The sequence below is a fragment of the Pantoea sp. KPR_PJ genome (assembly GCF_041386365.1).
Classification (GTDB): Bacteria; Pseudomonadota; Gammaproteobacteria; order Enterobacterales; family Enterobacteriaceae; genus Pantoea.
Genome location: NZ_JABMIK010000009.1, coordinates 176,862 through 196,633, shown reverse-complemented (window position 1 = coordinate 196,633; position 19,772 = coordinate 176,862). Strand labels below are relative to the sequence as shown.

Annotated in this window: 17 protein-coding genes; 1 reads left to right on the top strand and 16 read right to left on the bottom strand. The window is 55.4% G+C overall.

Going from position 1 to position 19,772, the window contains the following annotated elements; all coding sequences use genetic code 11:
- Positions 1 to 3: 3 nt before the first annotated feature.
- From dnaE to rpsB, 16 genes are all read right to left on the bottom strand, one after another.
- Positions 4 to 3,486 carry a DNA polymerase III subunit alpha gene (dnaE, locus tag HP564_RS17700; protein WP_371245140.1) on the bottom strand — a complete coding sequence of 1,161 codons (3,483 nt, stop codon included), beginning with the start codon at positions 3,484 to 3,486 and terminating at the stop codon, positions 4 to 6.
- A gap of 30 nt (positions 3,487 to 3,516) precedes the next feature.
- Positions 3,517 to 4,143 (bottom strand): ribonuclease HII, encoded by a 627-nt coding sequence (gene rnhB / locus HP564_RS17695; RefSeq protein WP_371245139.1) that lies wholly within the window; start codon positions 4,141 to 4,143, stop codon positions 3,517 to 3,519.
- A complete protein-coding gene (gene lpxB / locus HP564_RS17690; protein WP_371245138.1) occupies positions 4,136 to 5,284 on the bottom strand; it encodes a lipid-A-disaccharide synthase in 1,149 nt (382 codons plus the stop codon). The genes rnhB and lpxB overlap by 8 nt, the downstream gene beginning before the upstream one ends.
- A 3-nt stretch (positions 5,285 to 5,287) precedes the next feature.
- On the bottom strand, positions 5,288 to 6,076 hold the full coding sequence (gene lpxA / locus HP564_RS17685; protein ID WP_371245137.1) for an acyl-ACP--UDP-N-acetylglucosamine O-acyltransferase: 789 nt from the start codon (positions 6,074 to 6,076) through the stop codon (positions 5,288 to 5,290).
- Positions 6,077 to 6,079: 3 nt separating this feature from the next.
- Positions 6,080 to 6,535, bottom strand: a complete 456-nt coding sequence (gene fabZ, locus HP564_RS17680) for a 3-hydroxyacyl-ACP dehydratase FabZ (protein ID WP_013507953.1) — start codon at positions 6,533 to 6,535, stop codon at positions 6,080 to 6,082.
- 152 nt (positions 6,536 to 6,687) lie between these two features.
- On the bottom strand, positions 6,688 to 7,713 hold the full coding sequence (gene lpxD / locus HP564_RS17675; protein ID WP_371245136.1) for a UDP-3-O-(3-hydroxymyristoyl)glucosamine N-acyltransferase: 1,026 nt from the start codon (positions 7,711 to 7,713) through the stop codon (positions 6,688 to 6,690).
- Between the two features lie 3 nt (positions 7,714 to 7,716).
- Entirely contained in the window at positions 7,717 to 8,214 is a 498-nt protein-coding gene (gene skp, locus HP564_RS17670; RefSeq protein WP_371245135.1) for a molecular chaperone Skp, read from the bottom strand.
- A gap of 112 nt (positions 8,215 to 8,326) precedes the next feature.
- On the bottom strand, positions 8,327 to 10,738 hold the full coding sequence (gene bamA / locus HP564_RS17665) for an outer membrane protein assembly factor BamA (RefSeq protein WP_371245134.1): 2,412 nt from the start codon (positions 10,736 to 10,738) through the stop codon (positions 8,327 to 8,329).
- 51 nt (positions 10,739 to 10,789) lie between these two features.
- Positions 10,790 to 12,139 carry a sigma E protease regulator RseP gene (gene rseP, locus HP564_RS17660; RefSeq protein WP_371245133.1) on the bottom strand — a complete coding sequence of 450 codons (1,350 nt, stop codon included), beginning with the start codon at positions 12,137 to 12,139 and terminating at the stop codon, positions 10,790 to 10,792.
- A gap of 12 nt (positions 12,140 to 12,151) precedes the next feature.
- Entirely contained in the window at positions 12,152 to 13,009 is an 858-nt protein-coding gene (gene cdsA, locus HP564_RS17655) for a phosphatidate cytidylyltransferase (RefSeq protein WP_371245132.1), read from the bottom strand.
- A gap of 18 nt (positions 13,010 to 13,027) precedes the next feature.
- A complete protein-coding gene (ispU, locus tag HP564_RS17650) occupies positions 13,028 to 13,780 on the bottom strand; it encodes a (2E,6E)-farnesyl-diphosphate-specific ditrans,polycis-undecaprenyl-diphosphate synthase (protein ID WP_371245131.1) in 753 nt (250 codons plus the stop codon).
- A gap of 167 nt (positions 13,781 to 13,947) precedes the next feature.
- On the bottom strand, positions 13,948 to 15,150 hold the full coding sequence (gene ispC / locus HP564_RS17645) for a 1-deoxy-D-xylulose-5-phosphate reductoisomerase (RefSeq protein WP_371245130.1): 1,203 nt from the start codon (positions 15,148 to 15,150) through the stop codon (positions 13,948 to 13,950).
- Between the two features lie 144 nt (positions 15,151 to 15,294).
- The gene (gene frr / locus HP564_RS17640) at positions 15,295 to 15,852 is read right to left on the bottom strand and encodes a ribosome recycling factor (RefSeq protein WP_081138425.1); all 558 of its coding nucleotides are present in this window, start codon (positions 15,850 to 15,852) and stop codon (positions 15,295 to 15,297) included.
- A gap of 140 nt (positions 15,853 to 15,992) precedes the next feature.
- Positions 15,993 to 16,718, bottom strand: coding sequence for a UMP kinase (gene pyrH / locus HP564_RS17635; protein ID WP_033793563.1), 726 nt, complete (start codon positions 16,716 to 16,718; stop codon positions 15,993 to 15,995).
- Between the two features lie 154 nt (positions 16,719 to 16,872).
- Positions 16,873 to 17,724, bottom strand: a complete 852-nt coding sequence (gene tsf / locus HP564_RS17630; protein ID WP_371245129.1) for a translation elongation factor Ts — start codon at positions 17,722 to 17,724, stop codon at positions 16,873 to 16,875.
- A gap of 180 nt (positions 17,725 to 17,904) precedes the next feature.
- Positions 17,905 to 18,630, bottom strand: a complete 726-nt coding sequence (gene rpsB / locus HP564_RS17625; protein WP_143806260.1) for a 30S ribosomal protein S2 — start codon at positions 18,628 to 18,630, stop codon at positions 17,905 to 17,907.
- Between the two features lie 318 nt (positions 18,631 to 18,948).
- Here rpsB and map point away from each other — a divergent pair, with 318 nt between their 5' ends.
- A complete protein-coding gene (gene map / locus HP564_RS17620) occupies positions 18,949 to 19,743 on the top strand; it encodes a type I methionyl aminopeptidase (protein WP_371245128.1) in 795 nt (264 codons plus the stop codon).
- The last annotated feature ends 29 nt before the right edge of the window (positions 19,744 to 19,772 follow it).

Here is a 19,772-nt window from a genome sequence, read left to right as displayed (position 1 = left end):
GTTTTAGTCAAACTCAAGTTCAACCTGCTCCGACCCTATCAGCGAGCGCAGCTCGTTAAGCAGACGATCGCTGGGCGAAATTCGCCACGCTGCACCAAAGCGTAGCTTCGCTCGCGCGTCGGCTCTCTGATAGTAGAGATTCACCGGAATCGTCCCTGAGCGATGGGGCTCAAGAGACTGGCGGAGCCGGTTTAATAGCTGGTCATCAATTTGCCTGTCCGTCAGCGAGATAGCAAGTCCACGCGCGTATTTTTCGCGCGCTTCGTCAATGTCCATGACTTCGCGGGCGGTCATTTTAAGGCCGCCGCTAAAGTCATCAAAGCTGACCTGTCCGCTGACGATCAGGATACGGTCTTTCTCCAGCAGCTGCTGGTATTTATCTAACGCATCGGTAAACAACATCACCTCCAGACGACCAGAACGATCGTCCAGAGTACAGATACCAATTCGGTTGCCGCGCTTGGTGACCATCACGCGCGCCGCTACCACCAGACCCGCGGCAACGGTAATTTTACCACGCTCGGTAGGATGCATATCTTTCAGACGCATCCCGCCTACATAGCGCTCAATTTCTTTCAGATACTGATTGATGGGATGCCCGGTAAGGTAGAGGCCGAGCGTCTCACGCTCACCGTCAAGCTGCACCTGCTCCGGCCACGGCGTTACGCTGGCATAGGATCTCTCTACCTGCTCTGGCTCTTCCGCCAGTACACCAAACATATCGGCCTGGCCTATGGCTTCCGCCTTCGCGTGCTGATCCGCCGCTTTAAGCGCGTCGCCGAGCGAGCTCATCAGCGCAGCACGGTGCGGACCCAGGCGATCGAAAGCGCCGGACATGATCAGTTTTTCCATCACGCGCCGGTTGATCTTTTTGGTATCGGTACGCGCGCAGAGATCGAACAGTTCGCGGAAATAGCCATCCTTATTACGCGCCTCAAGGATCGCCTCGATCGGGCCTTCTCCGACCCCTTTTATCGCACCAATGCCATAAACGATCTCATTGTCGTCATTGACGTGGAACTGATAGAGCCCGGAGTTGATATCGGGTGGCAGGACTTTCAGCCCCATGCGCCAGCACTCATCTACCAGGCCCACTACTTTTTCGGTGTTGTCCATATCGGCGGTCATGACGGCCGCCATAAATTCGGCCGGGTAGTGCGCTTTCAGCCATAGCGTCTGGTAGGAGACCAGGGCATAGGCGGCTGAGTGAGACTTGTTAAAGCCGTAGCCAGCGAACTTCTCCACCAGATCGAAGATCTTCATCGACAGCTCGCCGTCGATTCCCATGCTTTCCGCGCCGTCTTTAAACACCGAACGCTGCTTGGCCATCTCTTCCGGTTTCTTTTTACCCATGGCGCGACGCAGCATATCCGCTCCGCCCAGGGTATAGCCGGAGAGCACCTGAGCTATCTGCATCACCTGTTCCTGATAGAGGATGATGCCGTAGGTCGGTTCAAGCACCGGTTTCAGGCTTTCGTGCTGCCATTGAATATCGGGATAGGAGATCGCCTCGCGCCCGTGCTTGCGGTCAATAAAGTTGTCTACCATGCCCGACTGCAGCGGCCCCGGACGGAACAGCGCCACCAGTGCGATCATATCTTCAAAGCAGTCAGGTTTCAGACGCTTAATCAGATCTTTCATGCCGCGCGATTCAAGCTGGAATACCGCCGTGGTTTCCGCACGCTGTAGCATGTCGAAGCTTTTTTTATCATCAAGCGGAATGGCGGCAATGTCGATCGGCGGCAGGCCCTGCTTCTCACGGCGCGGATTGATCATCTTCAGCGCCCAGTCGATGATGGTCAGCGTGCGCAGGCCAAGGAAGTCAAACTTCACCAGCCCGGCGTACTCCACGTCGTTCTTGTCGAACTGCGTCACCGGATGGTTGCCGTTTTCGTCGCAGTAGAGCGGCGCAAAGTCGGTAATCTGCGTCGGCGCAATCACCACGCCACCGGCGTGCTTACCGGCGTTACGCGTTACGCCTTCCAGCTTGCGCGCCATGTCGATAAGCGACTTGACCTCTTCATCCGCGTCATACATCTCAGGCAGCTGCGGCTCAACGGCAAAGGCTTTTTCCAGCGTCATGCCGGGATCGGGCGGGATCAGCTTAGAGATGCGATCGACGAAGCCATAGGGATGGCCCAGCACGCGGCCCACGTCGCGGATAACCGCTTTCGCAGCCATAGTACCAAAGGTAATGATCTGTGATACCGCTTCTCGACCATACATCTCGGCCACGTGATCGATCACCTGATCGCGCTTCTCCATACAGAAGTCGACGTCGAAGTCGGGCATGGAGACACGTTCCGGGTTCAGGAAGCGTTCGAACAGCAGATCGAACTCCAGCGGATCGAGATCGGTAATTTTTAGCGCATAGGCCACCAGCGAACCGGCGCCCGATCCGCGCCCCGGCCCGACCGGAATGCCGTTATCCTTAGACCACTGAATAAACTCCATCACGATCAGGAAGTAGCCGGGGAAGCCCATCTGGTTGATAACGTTAAGCTCAACTTCCAGACGCTCATCATACTCCGGCCGTTTCTGCGCGCGCTCTTCCGCGTCGGGGAACAGGAATTCAAGGCGTTCTTCCAGACCTTCACGCGACTTCATCACCAGAAAATCTTCGGTGGTCATATCGCCAGTCGGGAACTGCGGCAGGAAGTATTCGCCGAGGCGCACCGTCACGTTGCAGCGCTTAGCAATCTCTACGCTGTTTTCCAGCGCTTCCGGGATGTCCGAGAACAGCTCGCACATCTCCTCTTCGCTGCGCATATATTGCTGAGGGCTGTAATTTCGTGGACGTTTGGGATCGTCAAGCGTATAGCCGTCATGGATGGCGACGCGAATTTCATGCGCATCGAAATCGTCTTCGTTAAGAAAGCACACTTCGTTAGTGGCCACCACCGGCACGCCTTCGGCGATAGCCAGCTCGACCGCCGCATGCAGGTAGCTCTCTTCGTCGGCGCGGCCGGTACGCATCAACTCAAGATAGTAGCGATCGGGAAAATGTTGCTGATAAAAGCTCAGGCACTGGGACACCAGCGCGCTGTTACCGCGCAGCAGGCTTCGACCCACGTCGCCACAGCGCCCGCCGGAGAGCAGGATTAACCCTTCGCCCAGCTCAGCCAGCCAGTCACGATCGATCACCGGTCCGGCGATGCCGTAGCCACGCTGGTAGGCGCGAGAAATCAGCAGCGTCAGATTCTGATAACCGGTGTTGTTGGCCGCCAGCACCGTCAGTTGCGTCAGCTCATCGCCCATCAGTTCATTGGCGACGTTAAAATCCGCGCCGATAATGGGCTTGATCCCTGCGCCATGTGCGCTGCCGTAAAAACGTACCAGCCCGCACAGGTTCATGAAGTCCGTGATCGCGATGGCTGGCATACCGAGCGCAGCCGCCTTTTTGACCAGCGGCCCGGTTTTTGCCAGGCCATCGACCATAGAGTAGTCACTGTGGACACGCAGATGTATAAAACGAGGTTCAGCCATATCGGTTCCGGTTAAAACAGCGTCAGGCTATTACAGCGTCGCTGGCTGGCTGTTTGCCAGCACGTCAGCATCAATCAGGGCATTGCGCACCGGCGCGAAGCTACGGCGGTGATACGGCGTGGCACCGTGCTGCGTCAGCCTCTCCATATGTAGCGCGGTTGGATAGCCTTTATGCTGCGCAAAGCCATATTCAGGAAACAGCCGATCCAGCTCGGCCATTTCACGATCGCGCGTCACCTTGGCGATAATCGACGCCGCGCTGATCTCAGCCACCAGGCTATCGCCTTTCACCACAGCCTGTGAAGGCATCGGCAGCGCAGGAGAACGGTTGCCGTCGACAAGAACGTAATCGGGCGTCAGGTGCAGCCCGGCCACTGCGCGCTGCATGGCCAGCATGGTGGCGTGCAAAATATTCAGCTGGTCAATTTCGTCCGGCTCAGCACGGCCCAGGCTCCACGCCAGCGCTTTCTCTTTGATTTCATCAAACAGCGCGAGACGACGCTTTTCTGACAATTTTTTTGAGTCGGCCAGGCCTTTGATCGGCTGAGCCGGATCAAGAATGACTGCCGCCGTAACGACGGCACCGACCAGCGGTCCACGACCCACTTCGTCAACGCCCGCAATCAGTCGGGCCTCAGGATAAATAAAATCAACCATTGGCGATCTCCAGTACCGCGTCTGCCGCCTGTTCGTCAGCATTCCAGCGAATCTGCTGGTGCAGCTCAGCAAACGTTGTCAGCAGCGTGTCGCGCTCCGGCCCTGCATGCAGCAGCGGTTCCAGCGCCGCTGCCAGCGCATGCGGTTCGCACTCTTCCTGCAGCAGCTCTTTTACCAGCTCGCGTCCTGCCAGCAGATTTGGCAGAGATACATACGGCGTCTTCACCAGCCGCTTCGCCAGCCAGAAAGTGGACGGTTTCATACGATAACCCACTACCATCGGGCATTTTGCCAGCATACACTCCAGCGCGGCGGTGCCAGAGGCCAGAATTGCAGCGTCGCTCGCTATCATCGCTTCGCGGCCTTTGCCATCCAGCAGATGCATCGGCAGCTCCGGCGCGACCGCCGCTTTGATCTGTTCAAACTGGGCGCGCCGTCTGGCGTTAACCAGCGGCACCACAATCTCCAGCGCCGGATAGCGGACGCGCAGCAACTGTGCCGCCTTCAAAAAGTCGGCGCTGAGCATCTCCACTTCCGCATGGCGGCTGCCGGGCAACAGCGCCAGGCAGAGTGCCTCGTCGGCAATGCCCAACCCACGGCGCGCAGCCTGCTTGTCGGGCTGGAGCGGCATCGCATCGGCCATGGTGTGCCCAATAAAGCGGCACGGCACATTAAAGCGATCGTAGAAGGCTTTTTCAAACGGCAAAAAGGCCAGCACCAGATCAGTGTTGCGGCCAATCTTGAATACGCGTTTTTGCCGCCATGCCCAGACGGACGGGCTGACGTAATGAATAGTGCGAATACCGTTGCGCTTAAGCCGCCCTTCCAGCGTGATATTAAAATCAGGCGCGTCAATGCCAACGAAAACATCGGGCTTCAGCTCGGTAAAGCGCTGCGTCAGATCGCGGCCTATTTTCATCAGGCGCGGCAGACGGCCCAGCACTTCAACAATGCCCATCACCGCCAGCTCTTCCATCTCATACCAGACTTCGCAGCCTTCAGCCTGCATGCGCGGACCCGCAACGCCGACAAATCGGGCATCGGGATGACGCGCCTTTAGCGCGCGGATCAGACCAGCACCCAGAATATCGCCAGAGGTTTCTCCGGCGACCAGGGCTATCGTTAGGGGACGCACTGACATGAATTAACGAATTAACCCACGCGTAGAGCGAGCAAAGAAGTCATAGAAGGGCTGCACTTCGCTGTGCTGCTTAGCGAGTGCTTCAATCTCTGGCTTGGCTTCTTCCAGCGTTTTGTTGCTGCGATAGAGCACTTTATAGGCGTTACGAATAGCGTGCAGCGCTTCTTTGCTGAACCCACGGCGCTTCAGGCCTTCAATGTTAATACCGAACGGCGTCGCGTGGTTACCCTGCGCGATAACGTACGGCGGCACATCCTGGGCCACGCCTGAACAACCGCCCACCATCACATGCGCGCCGATAGTGCACCACTGATGCACGGCCGTCATGCCGCCGATTATCGCGAAGTCGTCCACGGTGACGTGGCCGCCCAGCGTAGCGTTGTTCGCAAAAATGCAGCGGTTACCGATGACACAGTCATGTGCAATGTGCGCGTTGACCATTAGCAGGTTATCGCTACCAATCGTCGTCACGCCGCCGCCCTGCGCGGTACCGCGGTGGATGGTGACGCTCTCGCGGATGCGGTTGCGATCGCCCACTTCGACGCGCGTCGGCTCGCCGGCGTATTTAAGATCCTGATTCACTTCGCCAATGGAGGCGAACTGATAGATCTGGTTATCTTTTCCGATACGCGTGTGGCCATTAATCACCACGTGCGATTTCAGAACGGTTCCTTCCCCGATTTCCACATGAGCACCAATAAAGCAAAACGGGCCAATGTGAACGTTGGGACCAATAATGGCCCCTTCTTCGATGACGGAACTGGGATGGATGGTGGCGGTTGGATCAATCACAGATTATGCCTCCCGGCTACGGGCACACATCATGGTCGCTTCACAGACAATTTTGCCGTCAACGGTTGCAACGCCTTTAAAACGCGTCAGGCCGCGGCGGGTTTTCTCGAATGTCACTTCCATGATCATTTGATCGCCCGGTACAACCGGACGTTTGAAACGGGCTTCGTCGATGCCGGCGAAATAGTAGAGTTCGCCCGGCTCCAGTTTGCCGACGCTTTTAAACGCCAGAATACCGGTGGCCTGCGCCATCGCTTCGAGAATCAGAACGCCTGGGAAAATCGGTTTACCAGGGAAGTGTCCCTGGAAAAACGGTTCGTTTACGGAGACGTTCTTAACCGCGCGCAGATACTTGTGCTCTTCAAACTCCAGCACGCGATCAACCAGCAAAAACGGATAGCGGTGCGGCAGCAGCTCTAAAATTTCTTCAATTTTCAGAGTATGAGTTTCAGTAGTCAAAATACTCTTCCTGTCCTAAAAATCTGATGACATCAATAACACGGCCTGCACAGATCAAACATGATCTTCCGCAGGCCGAAATCGGTTCAATGGCGTTTGGCTTTCCTGCTTAGCAGTATTATGTAGAAAGCCGGTCGCATGTGGGATGGCGTTTAGTCGTCTTTGCCGACCTTCCGCTCGATGGCTTTTAAGCGCTTGCTCATGTCATCGATGTTCATCACCAGCGCTGCAGTTTTGCGCCAGGTTTTATTGGGTTGTAGTGGAATGCCCGACGAATAGACCCCAGGCTCTGTGATAGGACGCATAACCATGCCCATACCGGTAACGGTCACTTTGTCACAGATTTCCATATGGCCGTTAATGACGCTGGCTCCGCCAATCATACAGTAACGTCCAATTTTCAAACTACCCGCCATGATCACACCACCCGCAACCGCGGTATTGTCGCCAATAACCACGTTGTGTGCGATCTGACACTGGTTGTCTATGATAACACCATTGCCGATCAGAGTGTTATCCAGCGCACCACGATCGATGGTGGTACAGGCACCAATTTCTACCCGATCGCCGATAATAACAGCGCCAAGTTGGGGGATTTTCACCCAGTTGCCGCGATCGTTGGCGTAACCAAAACCGTCTGCACCGATAACGGTGCCGGACTGAATCAGACAATCCTGACCAATAACGATTTCATGATAGATGGTGACGTTGGCCCACAGACGGCTATTGTTGCCGATGCGGGTCTTTTTGCCAATGAAGCAGCCTGCGCCAATTACCACGTTATCGCCCAGCACCACGTCTGATTCAATCACCGCGTTGGCACCTACTGAGACGTTTTGCCCCAGTCTGGCGCTGGGATCGATCACCGCGCCGGGCGCAATGTTTTGTGCAGGCTGGGGCGTGGTATCCAGTAGCTGAGCCATGCGTGCATAGGTCAGATAAGGATTTTTCACAACCAGCGCGGCCGAGTGACACCACTCCAGATCCGCTTCCGTCAGCACCACGGCCGATGCCTGACACTGGGCGAGCTGCTCGCGGTAGCGGCTGTTGCTAAGAAATGTGATTTGGCCGGATTGGGCGGATTGCATAGAAGCAATGCCGGAGATGGCGATATCGCCATCTCCGTGCAATTCTGCATCCAACTGCTGGGCTAAATCAGCCAGTCGAATTGATGACATCGATTATTTAACCTGTTTCAGCACGTCAGCAGTAATGTCTTTCGCGTTTGCCGCGTAAGCCACAGCGTTAGCGTCGATTACCACGTCATAACCTTCATCGCTGGCCACTTTCTTCACGGCGTCCTGAATACGGCTCAGCAGCTTGTTACGTTCTTCCATCTGACGACGGCGATTGTCCTGCTCGAAAGCCTGAGCTTTAGAAGAGAAAGCTTCACGCTGAGACATTACGTCTTTTTCCATGCGGCTGCGCTCGCTGGCCTTCATGGTTGAACCGTCGCGCTGCAGACGCTGCATTTTCGTTTGCAGATCGCGTTCCTGGCTTTGCAGCTCGGTTGCGCGGCCTTTGAACTCGTTTTCCAGCTGCTTGGCAACAGTCGCACGTTGCGGTAACTGTTGGAAAATGCTGGACACGTTTACCACTGCAATTTTGTCAGCAGCCTGAACGCCTGCGGAAACAGCTAAAGCAAGACCCAGTCCTGCGGCACACAACAACTTTTTCACTATAAACTCCTTACCATCAACGTTTGTGTCAGTGACACAGTGTTTGCACCGAGTCGCATAGACGCTTGCGGCTCGGTGCAAGACTTCTGCTTACGCTTCCTTGCCCAGAACCTTACCAGGTTTTACCAATGTTAAACTGGAACTGTTCTGACTTATCCCCTTCCACTTTCTTGACCGGCTGCGCATAGGAGAAGACCAGGGGTCCCAGCGGAGACATCCACTGCAGCGCGATACCGCTCGAAACGCGGATATTATTTGGATCGCTGTAGTCCGGAATGCCAGCGGCACGGGTTTCATCCGTATTTTGCCACTTGGTATCCCACACGGTACCCGCATCCACGAACAGCGACGTCCGTACCGAGTTAGCATATTTCTCGCTCAAGAACGGTGTCGGCGTAATCAGCTCCAGGCTGGCCACGGCCATGGCGTTACCGCCCACCGCATCGCTCGACTTACAAACGCCATCCGGATCGGCCAGCCTACAGTTCGACGAGCCATCGTTCAGGTAGGCCGCTTTTGGACCAATCGTATTTGAGCGGAAACCACGAACCGTGCTGGAGCCGCCCGCATAAAAGTTCTCGTAGAATGGCATCTCTTTACCGCCCAGACCGTCACCGTAGCCCAGACGACCGCGGCCCAACAGTACCCATGTGCGATCGCGGTTAAGCGGCAGGTACTGCTGCGTATCCAGCGTCGCTTTGTAGAAGCTGTTGTCCGAGCCCGGAATGGTGACTTTACCATTCAGGTTAGTTCGGTTACCCGCGGTCGGGAAGAAGCCGCGATCCAGCGTGTTATAAGTCCAGCCGTAGTTAAAGGTGAAATCGTCCGCAGAGAAATCGCCTTTGTCATTCAGCTCCTGCGGCTTGCCAACGGAATCCAGATAGCGCCACATGGCAATCTGCGGCCGCATGTTGGACAGGTCGTTGTGCACGTAGCCCAGACCCACACGCAGCGTGTTGTTTTCGTTGACCGGGAAGCCCAGCGTGCCGTCTACACCGTAACTCTTATTGGTATAGTCAGACAGATCGGCATCATCCGCCTTAAAGTCGTTATAGAAGACGCGACCACCAAGACTCACGCCGTCTACCGTAAAGTACGGATCGGTCAGAGAGAATTCTGCGTAGGTCTGGTAGTCGTTCTTGGTACCGCTGATGCTGACCGTATTACCGGTGCCCAGCCAGTTATCCTGAGTTACGCCAACCTGGAAGCTGACGCCACTTTCCGTGCCGTAGCCGACACCAAAGTTAAAGGTACCGGTGTTGCGCTCCTTGACCTTATAAACCACGTCAACCTGGTCTGGCGAACCCGGCACGCGCTGGGTATCAACATCCACGGTTTCGAAGTAGCCGGTACGGTTCAGGCGCTCTTTACCCTGCTCGACCAGATCGCTACCCAGCCATGCGCCTTCCATCTGACGCATTTCGCGACGCAGGACGGAATCTTTTGAGGTGTCATTGCCTTCGAAACGAACTTTACGCACATAGTAGCGATTGCCGGCATCAACGCTGATATGCAGCTTCACCGTTTTATCGGCGTCGTTGATCTCCGGCTGGGTCATCACGCGCGGGTAGGCGTAGCCATAGCGGCCCAGCAGCTTCTTGATGTCATCTTCCATCTGGGTCACTTTCGTGCCGTTATACAGCTCACCCGCTGGAATCTGCGTCAGATGTTCGATTTCTGCCGAATGGCCCGCCATGCTGCCGTTGACGATCACCCCTGCGATTTTGTACTGGTCGCCTTCGGTGATGTTAACGGTGATGTAAATGCCCTTTTTATCCGGCGTCAGGCTGACCTGGGTCGAATCAATATTGAAGCGTGCATAACCACGATCGAGGTAAAAGCTACGCAGCGTTTCAAGATCGCCTGCCAGTTTCTGCTTCTGATATTTGCGATCGCCCACCACGTTCCACCACGGCACTTCATCACGCAGCTGGAAGCGGGAGATCAGTTCATCAGAGCTAAACGCTTTGTTACCGACGATATTGATCTGCTGAATTTTAGCGGAGACGCCTTCGGTGAAGACCAGCTTCAGATCGACGCGGTTACGCGGCAGCGGGGTGACGACCGCCTTCACGTTGGCGGTGTATTTGCCCACGCTATAGTAGAAATCCTCCAACCCTTTCTCGATTGAAGAGAGGGTGGTGCGGTCCAGCGCTTCACCGACGCGCACGCCAGAGGCCTCAAGGTTCTGCTTAAGCTGATCCTCTTTCACCGCTTTGTTGCCGCTAAAAGTAATGCTGGCAATGGTAGGACGTTCTTTTACCTGAACAATCAGCGTGGTTCCGTCGCGCAGGACCTGAACATCCTCAAAGTTGCCGGTGGCGAACAGCGAGCGAATGGTGTTTTTGACATCTTCGTCATTCACCGTATCACCCACTCGTACCGGCATGCTCAGCAGAGCCGCGCCGACGGCGACTCGCTGCAGCCCTTCGAAATGAATATCCTTCACCACGAAATCGTCTGCACCGTAAACGGTGGCGCTGCTAAACAGCAGCGACGCTATGAGCAACTTTTTCATCGCCATCGTTATTATGCGTTTTCCTAACACATCCCGCGTCTGTCTGCGTTTCAGCGATTACAGACGAGAGAAATCATTGAAAAGTGCAAGCCCCATTAACAACACCAGCAGGATTGAGCCAATGCGATAACTAAAGTCCTGAACTCGCTCGGACACCGGTCCCCCCTTGATCTTTTCGATCGCCAGGAAGAGCAGATGCCCACCATCTAACACCGGCAGTGGGAAGAGGTTGATGATTCCGAGATTGACGCTAATCAACGCCAGAAACATCAGATAGTAAATCATCCCGTACTCCGCCGATAACCCCGCACCCTGCGCAATCGAAATTGGCCCGCTCAGGTTATTCAGCTTCACATCCCCGGTAATCAACTTACCCAGCATAGAGACCGTCAGCTTCATCAGCTGCCAGGTTTTTGCGCTGGCCTCACCGATCGCGTCAAACGCACCATACTGCCTTACCGTTTTATAGGCCTCTGGCAGCGGAATAACGCGCGGGATAACCCCGGCGAACCCTTCCGCCTTTGTGCCAGGCCTGGCTTCTGGCGTTAAATTCAGCTGGAGTGACTCCCCGCCGCGCTCAACCTCCAGGAGCAGATTTTTACCGGGGTTATCCCGTACCTGCGCAACAAAAGCCTGCCATTGTGTTAACGGCTGACCATCGACTTTAACGATCCTGTCGCCCGCTTGCAAACCGGCGACGCTCGCCGGAGAGTTTGCCTGAACCTCTGCCAGCGTGGTTTCAATTTGCGGTCCGCGTGGGCGAATACCCAGCGCCACCACAGGATCTTCTTTGTCTGGCTCAAATTGCCAGTTACGCAGGTCAACCGCTTTCTGCTGTGTCGCCTCTTCGCCGAAGCGAGAAACAGTCAGCACCGTACGTGCGTCGCCAATTTTGCCGATCAGTGCCATACGCACAGCATCCCAGTCAGGCGTTTCGATGCCATCTACCGCTTTAAGTTCCATGCCGCTGGCAATTTGCGCTTCTGCCGCCACCGAACCGTTCACTATTTCGCCAACCACTGGACGCACGCCCGGCACGCCGTGCATAAACACAACCCAATAGGCGAAGATGGCGAAAAGGAAATTGGCGACAGGGCCAGCGGCAATAATCGAGGCACGCTGCCAGATAGCCTTGTTATTGAAAGCCTGATGGCGCAGCTCAGCGGGCACGCTCTCAACCCGCTCGTCGAGCATTTTAACGTAGCCGCCAAGCGGGATCAGCGCGATAACATATTCGGTGCCCTGACGGTCACGGCGCTGCCAGAGTGCTTTACCGAATCCAATCGAGAAGCGTTCGACACGCACCCCGCAGCGGCGGGCAACCCAAAAATGGCCGAACTCGTGCACGGTAATGAGCACGCCGAGGGCGATGATAAAGGCGACAAAACTCCACAGTATACTCAACATCTACGCCTGTCCTCAGAGAGTGCGGAACACCAGCAGCAGCAAGCAGGCGAAAACGGGCACCGCCGCCGTCAGGCTATCGATGCGGTCGAGAATACCGCCGTGACCGGGGATCAGGTTACCGCTGTCTTTGATGCCTGCCTCGCGTTTGAACATGCTTTCCGTCAGGTCACCCAGCACGGAAGCAAGGGTCGCCAGCACGGCACAGACGATTAGCGTACCGGCGGAAACACTCAGCGGCGCAAAGCTGGCAAACAGCCACGCAAGCAGTGCGGAGGAGACCAGTCCCCCCAGAAAACCTTCCCAGGTTTTGCCAGGCGAAACTCTCGGTGCCAGCTTGTGCTTGCCGAACAGTTTGCCAAACATATAGGCCCCTGAATCTGCGCCCCATACCAGGAACATCACAAACAGCAGCCACCAGGAGCCGGCATAGTGATCGCTGTCGTAGTGATACTGACGCAGCGCCATCATGCCCCAGAAGAACGGGATAAGCGTAAGAATGCCAAACAGCAGACGCAAAGGACGCGAATTGCGCCACAGCGAGGCTGAGGCCGGATAGGTGAGTACCAGTAGCAGCGCCGCTATCCACCAGACAAGTGACGCCCAGAGCGACGTCGCGACTTGCGGCAGATGCACGTCACGCTGATAGGGAGGAAGAGTAAATAACATCGCTGCCAGCAGCAGCCCACACAGTACAGAGAGCCAGATACGCTGTTGGCGCGACGCCATACCCGCAAGCTGGCCCCATTCCCAGGCAGCCAGCATGCAGATGATGATGGTCGTAATCGCAAAACCAACGGGCGGTAACCAGAAAAGCGCAGCAATCACCAGCGGAATGAGAATAAGCGCGGTAATCAGACGAGACTTCAGCAAAGGTTACCCCCTGTTTGCTCAGGTGCCGCCTGGTGCAGCGCCGCCAAAGCGACGCTCGCGCAGAGAGAATGCATTCAGTGCACCTTCAAAAACGTGTTCATCAAAATCAGGCCAGAGAACATCGGTAAAATAAAACTCAGCATAGGCGATTTGCCACAGCAGGAAGTTGCTAATCCGATGCTCTCCCCCGGTCCTTATCACTAAATCCACTGGAGCCAGCTCCTGCATGCACAGATGGGCAGACAGGTTCTCCTCGGTGATCTGGTCAGGACGCAGTAAGCCTTCCTGAACCTGTTCCGCGAGTTTTTTAACCCCCTGGATAATATCCCAACGTCCGCCATAGTTCGCGGCAATATTGAGAGTCAGTCCACTATTTTGCTGAGTCAGTTCCTCGGCGCGACGAATACGCTCCTGAATACGGTTACTGAAACGGCTTGTGTCGCCAATAATACGCAGGCGCACATTGTGTTTGTGCAGGCTCTTTACTTCGCTGTCGAGCGCCCAGACAAACAGCTCCATTAACGCCGTAACTTCCTGTGCCGGACGGCTCCAGTTTTCACTGCTGAAAGCATAGAGCGTCAGCGCGTCAAGATTATTGCTGACGGCAAAGCTGACGGAGCGGCGCACCGCTTTCACGCCCGCTTTATGGCCAGAAATACGCAGTTTTCCCTGATTTTTAGCCCAACGGCCATTGCCATCCATAATAATAGCGACGTGACGTGGGCCTGTTCCCTGCTGGTCATCGGTGTTGTTGTGATTGTTGGACGACATAACGCGTAATTAATTCCTGTTGTCAGAAATGCTGTGGTTTCTGAATACATTGCGCCCGGTACTGTTGTGCTCAAAAGGAGCAACACGCATCATCAGGATGCCGTACCTAAAAACGCGAGCGAGCGACTATACCATTATCGCCACAGGCGAACAAATAGCGGCACGCGTTAACGCGAGGTCGCGAAACGCGGCAGCATATCAGTGGCTATGGTGCGGGCAGCGCGGTCGATCTCCAGCACCGCCTCCACGGTATCTGGCTCCGAAAACGCCTGTGCCGCCAGCACCGCGCTATTCAGCGCGGCGATGTCGGTAAAGCGGATCTGGTTATCCAGAAAGGCTGCTACCGCGACTTCGTTGGCCGCGTTGAGCGTAGTGGTCGCCGCCTGCCCTGCTTCACAGGCCTCTATCGCCAGCTTCAGGCAGGGATAGCGCGTGAAGTCAGGTTCTGCGAACGTCAGCGCTGACATACGCGTAAAATCCAGCGGCGTAACGCCTGCGGAGATACGCGCGGGCCATGCCATGCAGTGCGCAATCGGCGTCCGCATATCTGGCGAACCCAGCTGAGCCAGCACGCTGCCGTCGCAGTAGCGCACCATGGAGTGGATCATCGACTGCGGATGCAGGATCACCTCCATTTGCGCAGCGCTGGCATTAAACAACCAGCGGGCTTCAATGTATTCGAGACCTTTATTCATCATGGTGGCGGAATCGACAGAAATTTTACGTCCCATCGACCAGTTCGGATGCGCACAGGCTTGTTCTGGCGACATATTCGCCAAATCGGCCAGCGGCGTGTCACGAAAAGGGCCACCCGATCCCGTAAGGATAATGGACTCAATGCCATTTTCTCGAAGGTCAGCGTATCCTAACTGATGCTGGATGGAAGCGGGCAAACTCTGAAAAATCGCGTTATGCTCGCTGTCGACGGGCAGCAGTTGCGCCTGATGATGACGCACAGCCTCCATAAACAAACGGCCGCAGGTGACAAGTGACTCTTTGTTGGCGAGCAGCACGCTTTTTCCGGCGCGGATGGCGGCCAGCGTAGGCAACAGGCCCGATGCACCAACAATCGCGGCCATCACCTGGTCAACCTCGTCCAGCGCAGCCAGCTCGCACGCGGCCTGAACGCCGGAGAGCACTTCGGTTGACACGTTGAGTGCTTTCAGTCGTTCACGCAGCGCCTGTGCAGACGCCTCATCCGCCATCGCAGCATAGCGCGGCTGGAAAGCCAGGCACTGTTCTGCCATCAGATTGACGTTCTGACCGGCGACCAGCGCGGTAATTTGGTAAAGCTCAGGATTGGCACGAACCACGGCCAGCGTACTGGTGCCAATTGAACCGGTAGATCCCAGCAACGTTAATCGCTTCATTTAGCTGTCCCTGTGAAGACGTTAAACCTGTCTGCTTATGCGGAAGACACAATGTAAAACGCCGCCAGAGCGCATTCGCAATGAATAGTGCTCTGAACGGCGTTTTATACCCGGTAATACCGGATATAGACGAAGCTGACGGAATCAGAACTCCATCAGCTCCTTCTCTTTTTCAGCCAGCGCCGCATCGACGTTCTTGATGCGTGCGTCAGTCATTTTCTGGATCTCGTCCTGCGTACGACGTTCGTCGTCTTCGCTGATCTCTTTGTCTTTCAGCAAGGCTTTGATCTTGTCGTTGGCGTCGCGACGCACGTTACGCACGGATACGCGACCCTGCTCGGCTTCGCCGCGCACGATTTTGATCAGATCTTTACGACGCTCTTCGGTCAGCGCAGGCAGCGGAACACGGATGTCGCTGCCGGCTGAGTTCGGATTCAGGCCGAGGTCAGAAGCCATAATGGCTTTTTCCACTGCCGGACCCATTGAGCGGTCGAACACGTTGATTTTCAGCGTGCGGGAATCTTCTACGGTGACGGAAGCCAGCTGACGCAGCGGCGTCGGCGTGCCGTAGTATTCGACTACGATACCGTCGAGCAGAGAAGGAGAAGCACGACCGGTGCGCACTTTGCTGATAGTGTTTTTGAACGCTTCGACGCATTTGTCCATGCGCGTTTCAGCATCTTTTTTGATGTCGTTAATCACGTTGAAACCCTTGGATTCGGTTTGACCTGGCCATTCCGGCGATGCCGGAAGCGGTATCGCTGTTGAGCGATCATCCTGATGGTGCGCGGTGGCGTTCACCGCGCCGACAGAATATACCTTATTTTATCCTGCGTCGGGTATTAATGCGTAATCAGGGTGCCTTCTTTTTCACCCATCACAACGCGACGCAGTGCGCCAGGTTTGTTCATGTTAAAAACGCGGATCGGCAGCTGGTGGTCACGCGCCAGAGTAAAGGCTGCCAGATCCATTACCTTCAGCTCTTTTTCCAGCACTTCGGCGTAGGAGAGCTGATCGTACAGGGTCGCATCCGGGTTCTTCACCGGATCGGCAGAGTAAACACCATCGACTTTGGTCGCTTTCAGCACCACGTCAGCCTCGATTTCGATGCCGCGCAGGCAAGCTGCCGAGTCCGTCGTAAAGAACGGGTTGCCCGTACCGGCAGAGAAAATCACCACGCGGTTATTACGCAGCAGGCTGATTGCTTCGGCCCAGCTATAGTTGTCGCACACGCCGTTAAGCGGGATAGCTGACATCAGACGCGCGTTAACGTACGCACGGTGCAGCGCATCTCGCATGGCCAGACCGTTCATCACGGTAGCCAGCATGCCCATGTGATCGCCGACCACGCGGTTCATGCCCGCCTGTGCCAGCCCTGCGCCACGGAACAGGTTGCCGCCGCCAATCACCACGCCGACCTGAATGCCCAGCTCGACCAGTTCTTTCACCTCTTGCGCCATGCGGTCAAGCACGCTCGCGTCGATACCAAAACCTTCGGCACCTTGCAGTGCTTCGCCACTCAGTTTCAGCAGGATACGTTGATATACAGGTTTTGCGTTGGTCGCCATGGTCGGTTCTTCCTGGAAGAGTTGAAAAGGAGAAATTAAATCTGATCGATCATCCGCTTAGCCAGAGCAAATTACTATTGGGATGAGACTGAAAAGCATCTGCTTTGTGCAGCAGACAAAAAAGAACCGCCTGCTGGCGGTTCTTTTTACAGCATTAAGACTGTTTGGACATCGCTGCTACTTCAGCAGCAAAGTCGCTTTCAACTTTCTCGATGCCTTCGCCCACTTCGAAGCGGATGAAGTTAACAACGTCAGCACCCTGCTCTTTCAGAGCCTGGCCAACGGTTTTGCTCGGATCGATAACGAAAGCCTGACCGGTCAGAGAGACTTCGCCGGTGAATTTCTTCATGCGGCCTTCAACCATCTTCTCAGCGATCTCTTTCGGCTTGCCAGACTGCATCGCGATGTCCAGCTGAACCTGGTACTCTTTCTCAACCACTTCAGCAGAAACGTCTTCTGGCTTAACGAACTCTGGCTTGCTGGCAGCAACGTGCATAGCGATCTGCTTGATCAGCTCTTCGTTAGCGCCTTTTGCAGAGATCAGTACGCCGATGCGCGCGCCGTGCAGGTATGAACCCAGCTGCTCGCCTTCCAGCACAGAGATACGGCGGATGTTGATGTTCTCACCGATTTTCGCGACCAGCGCAACGCGCTCTTCTTCGAATTTCGCTTTCAGAACTTCAACGTCAGTGATGCGCTCAGCAGTCGCTGTTTCCAGCACTTTGTCAGCGAATGCCTGGAAACCACCATCTTTCGCAACGAAGTCGGTCTGGCAGTTAACTTCCAGGATCACGCCGTAGTTGCCGTCGATTTTGGTTTTGATCACGCCGTCAGCAGCCACGTTGCCTGCTTTTTTCGCCGCTTTGATCGCGCCGGACTTACGCATGTTTTCAATCGCCAGCTCGATGTCGCCGTTCGCTTCAGTCAGCGCTTTTTTGCAGTCCATCATGCCCGCGCCAGTACGCTCGCGCAGTTCTTTTACCAGTGCAGCGGTAATTTCAGCCATTCCAGAATCCTCGGTTCGTACCCCTGTGCTTGCGCACCAGGGCACCTGTTGCGGAAAATTACTCTGTCCCGCCCGCCTGGTAAGGAGGCGTGACAGACGGAGATAAAATAAAGGGGCCATGACTGGCCCCTTAACAGATTACATCTGATGTCTAAGGGCTCTTTATCAGAGCGAACCTTATTAAGCGTTTTCTAAAGACGCTTCTTCAGCCTGCTCAGCCAGGTCCTGTGAACGGCCTTCGCGCACGGTAGTGGCAACGGCAGTCAGGTACAGGCTTACAGCACGGATTGCATCGTCGTTACCCGGGATAACGAAGTCAACGCCGTCTGGATCAGAGTTGGTATCAACAATAGCAAATACCGGGATACCCAGGTTGTTTGCTTCTTTGATAGCGATGTGCTCGTGATCGGCATCGATAACGAACAGCGCATCCGGCAGACCGCCCATGTCTTTGATACCGCCCAGGCTGTTTTCCAGCTTGGCCAGTTCGCGACCGCGCATCAGCGCTTCTTTCTTGGTCAGTTTGTCGAAGGTGCCGTCCTGAGACTGAGTCTCAAGATCTTTCAGACGTTTGATAGACTGACGAACGGTTTTCCAGTTGGTCAGCATACCACCCAGCCAGCGGTGGTTTACGAAGAACTGGTCGCAGCTCAGTGCAGACTCTTTTACCGCTTCGCTTGCAGCGCGCTTGGTACCAACGAACAGGATCTTGCCTTTACGGGCAGAGATTTTGTTCAGCTCAGCCAGAGCGTTGTTGAACATCGGTACAGTCTGCTCAAGGTTGATGATGTGAACTTTGTTACGCGCACCGAAGATGAACGGCTTCATTTTCGGGTTCCAGTAACGGGTCTGGTGACCGAAGTGAACACCAGCCTTGAGCATGTCGCGCATGGAAACAGTTGCCATGATTACCTCTAAATTTAGATTGGGGTTGGGCCTCCATGTATCCCATGCGACCGACCTCTTTCGAGGCACCCCGGCGCATGTGTCGATACATGTGTGTTTTAGTACACAAAGTGAGTTTTTCGCGTTTCTCGTCGACCCTGACGGCCTGACAGAGAATCATCGGCGCGCTTTATACCACAACCACGCCGCTGAAGCCACAATTTGTTCAGTCGCGGACCGTGTAGCCTGAACTGTTTGGCTGCCAGGTTTTCGGCTGTGCTAACATGACAGCACATCGTTCATTATTGCTGAAATTTTCGGCAACTGCGGATTAATTTAATGGCAATTTCAATTAAAACCCCTGAAGAAATCGAAAAAATGCGCGTCGCCGGCCGCCTGGCTGCCGAAGTGCTGGAGATGATTGCGCCGCACGTCAGACCCGGCGTGACGACGGGTGAACTGGACCGTCTCTGCCACGATTACATTACCAACAAGCAGCAGGCTATCTCTGCCTGTCTCGGCTACCACGGCTTCCCGAAATCGGTCTGCATCTCAGTCAATGAAGTGGTCTGCCACGGCATTCCCAGCGACGAACGCGTGCTGAAGGATGGCGACATCATCAACATCGACGTGACCGTGATTAAAGATGAGTATCACGGTGATACTTCGAAGATGTTTATCGTCGGTAAGCCGACGATTCAGGGCGAGCGCCTGTGTCACATCACCCAGGAGAGCCTCTACCTGGCGCTGCGTCTGGTGAAGCCAGGCATTCGCCTGCGCGAGCTGGGCCGTGCGATTCAGAAATATGTGGAGTCGCATGACTTCTCCGTGGTGCGCGAGTACTGCGGCCACGGCATTGGCAAAGGCTTTCACGAGGAGCCGCAGGTGTTGCACTACGATGCAGATGACGGCGGCGTGGTATTGCAGGCGGGCATGACCTTTACCGTGGAACCCATGGTCAATGCAGGCGACTACCGCATCCGCACCATGAAAGATGGCTGGACGGTAAAAACCAAAGATCGCAGCTTGTCCGCACAATACGAGCATACTATTGTGGTGACTGATAACGGCTGTGAAATCCTGACCCTGCGTAGCGACGACACTATCGACGCGGTGCTGGTCAACGAAGGGTAATCGTCCCTCCACGACTAAAAAGCCGGCCC

Coding starts and splice junctions, on each gene's coding strand:
- lpxD (WP_371245136.1), bottom strand. CDS start 7,713: ATGTCATCAATTCGACTGGCTGATTTAGCCCAGCAGTTGGATGCAGAA.
- ispC (WP_371245130.1), bottom strand. CDS start 15,150: ATGAAGCGATTAACGTTGCTGGGATCTACCGGTTCAATTGGCACCAGT.
- dnaE (WP_371245140.1), bottom strand. CDS start 3,486: ATGGCTGAACCTCGTTTTATACATCTGCGTGTCCACAGTGACTACTCT.
- rnhB (WP_371245139.1), bottom strand. CDS start 4,143: ATGGTTGATTTTATTTATCCTGAGGCCCGACTGATTGCGGGCGTTGAC.
- tsf (WP_371245129.1), bottom strand. CDS start 17,724: ATGGCTGAAATTACCGCTGCACTGGTAAAAGAACTGCGCGAGCGTACT.
- rseP (WP_371245133.1), bottom strand. CDS start 12,139: ATGTTGAGTATACTGTGGAGTTTTGTCGCCTTTATCATCGCCCTCGGC.
- bamA (WP_371245134.1), bottom strand. CDS start 10,738: ATGGCGATGAAAAAGTTGCTCATAGCGTCGCTGCTGTTTAGCAGCGCC.
- map (WP_371245128.1), top strand. CDS start 18,949: ATGGCAATTTCAATTAAAACCCCTGAAGAAATCGAAAAAATGCGCGTC.
- ispU (WP_371245131.1), bottom strand. CDS start 13,780: ATGTCGTCCAACAATCACAACAACACCGATGACCAGCAGGGAACAGGC.
- rpsB (WP_143806260.1), bottom strand. CDS start 18,630: ATGGCAACTGTTTCCATGCGCGACATGCTCAAGGCTGGTGTTCACTTC.
- pyrH (WP_033793563.1), bottom strand. CDS start 16,718: ATGGCGACCAACGCAAAACCTGTATATCAACGTATCCTGCTGAAACTG.
- lpxB (WP_371245138.1), bottom strand. CDS start 5,284: ATGTCAGTGCGTCCCCTAACGATAGCCCTGGTCGCCGGAGAAACCTCT.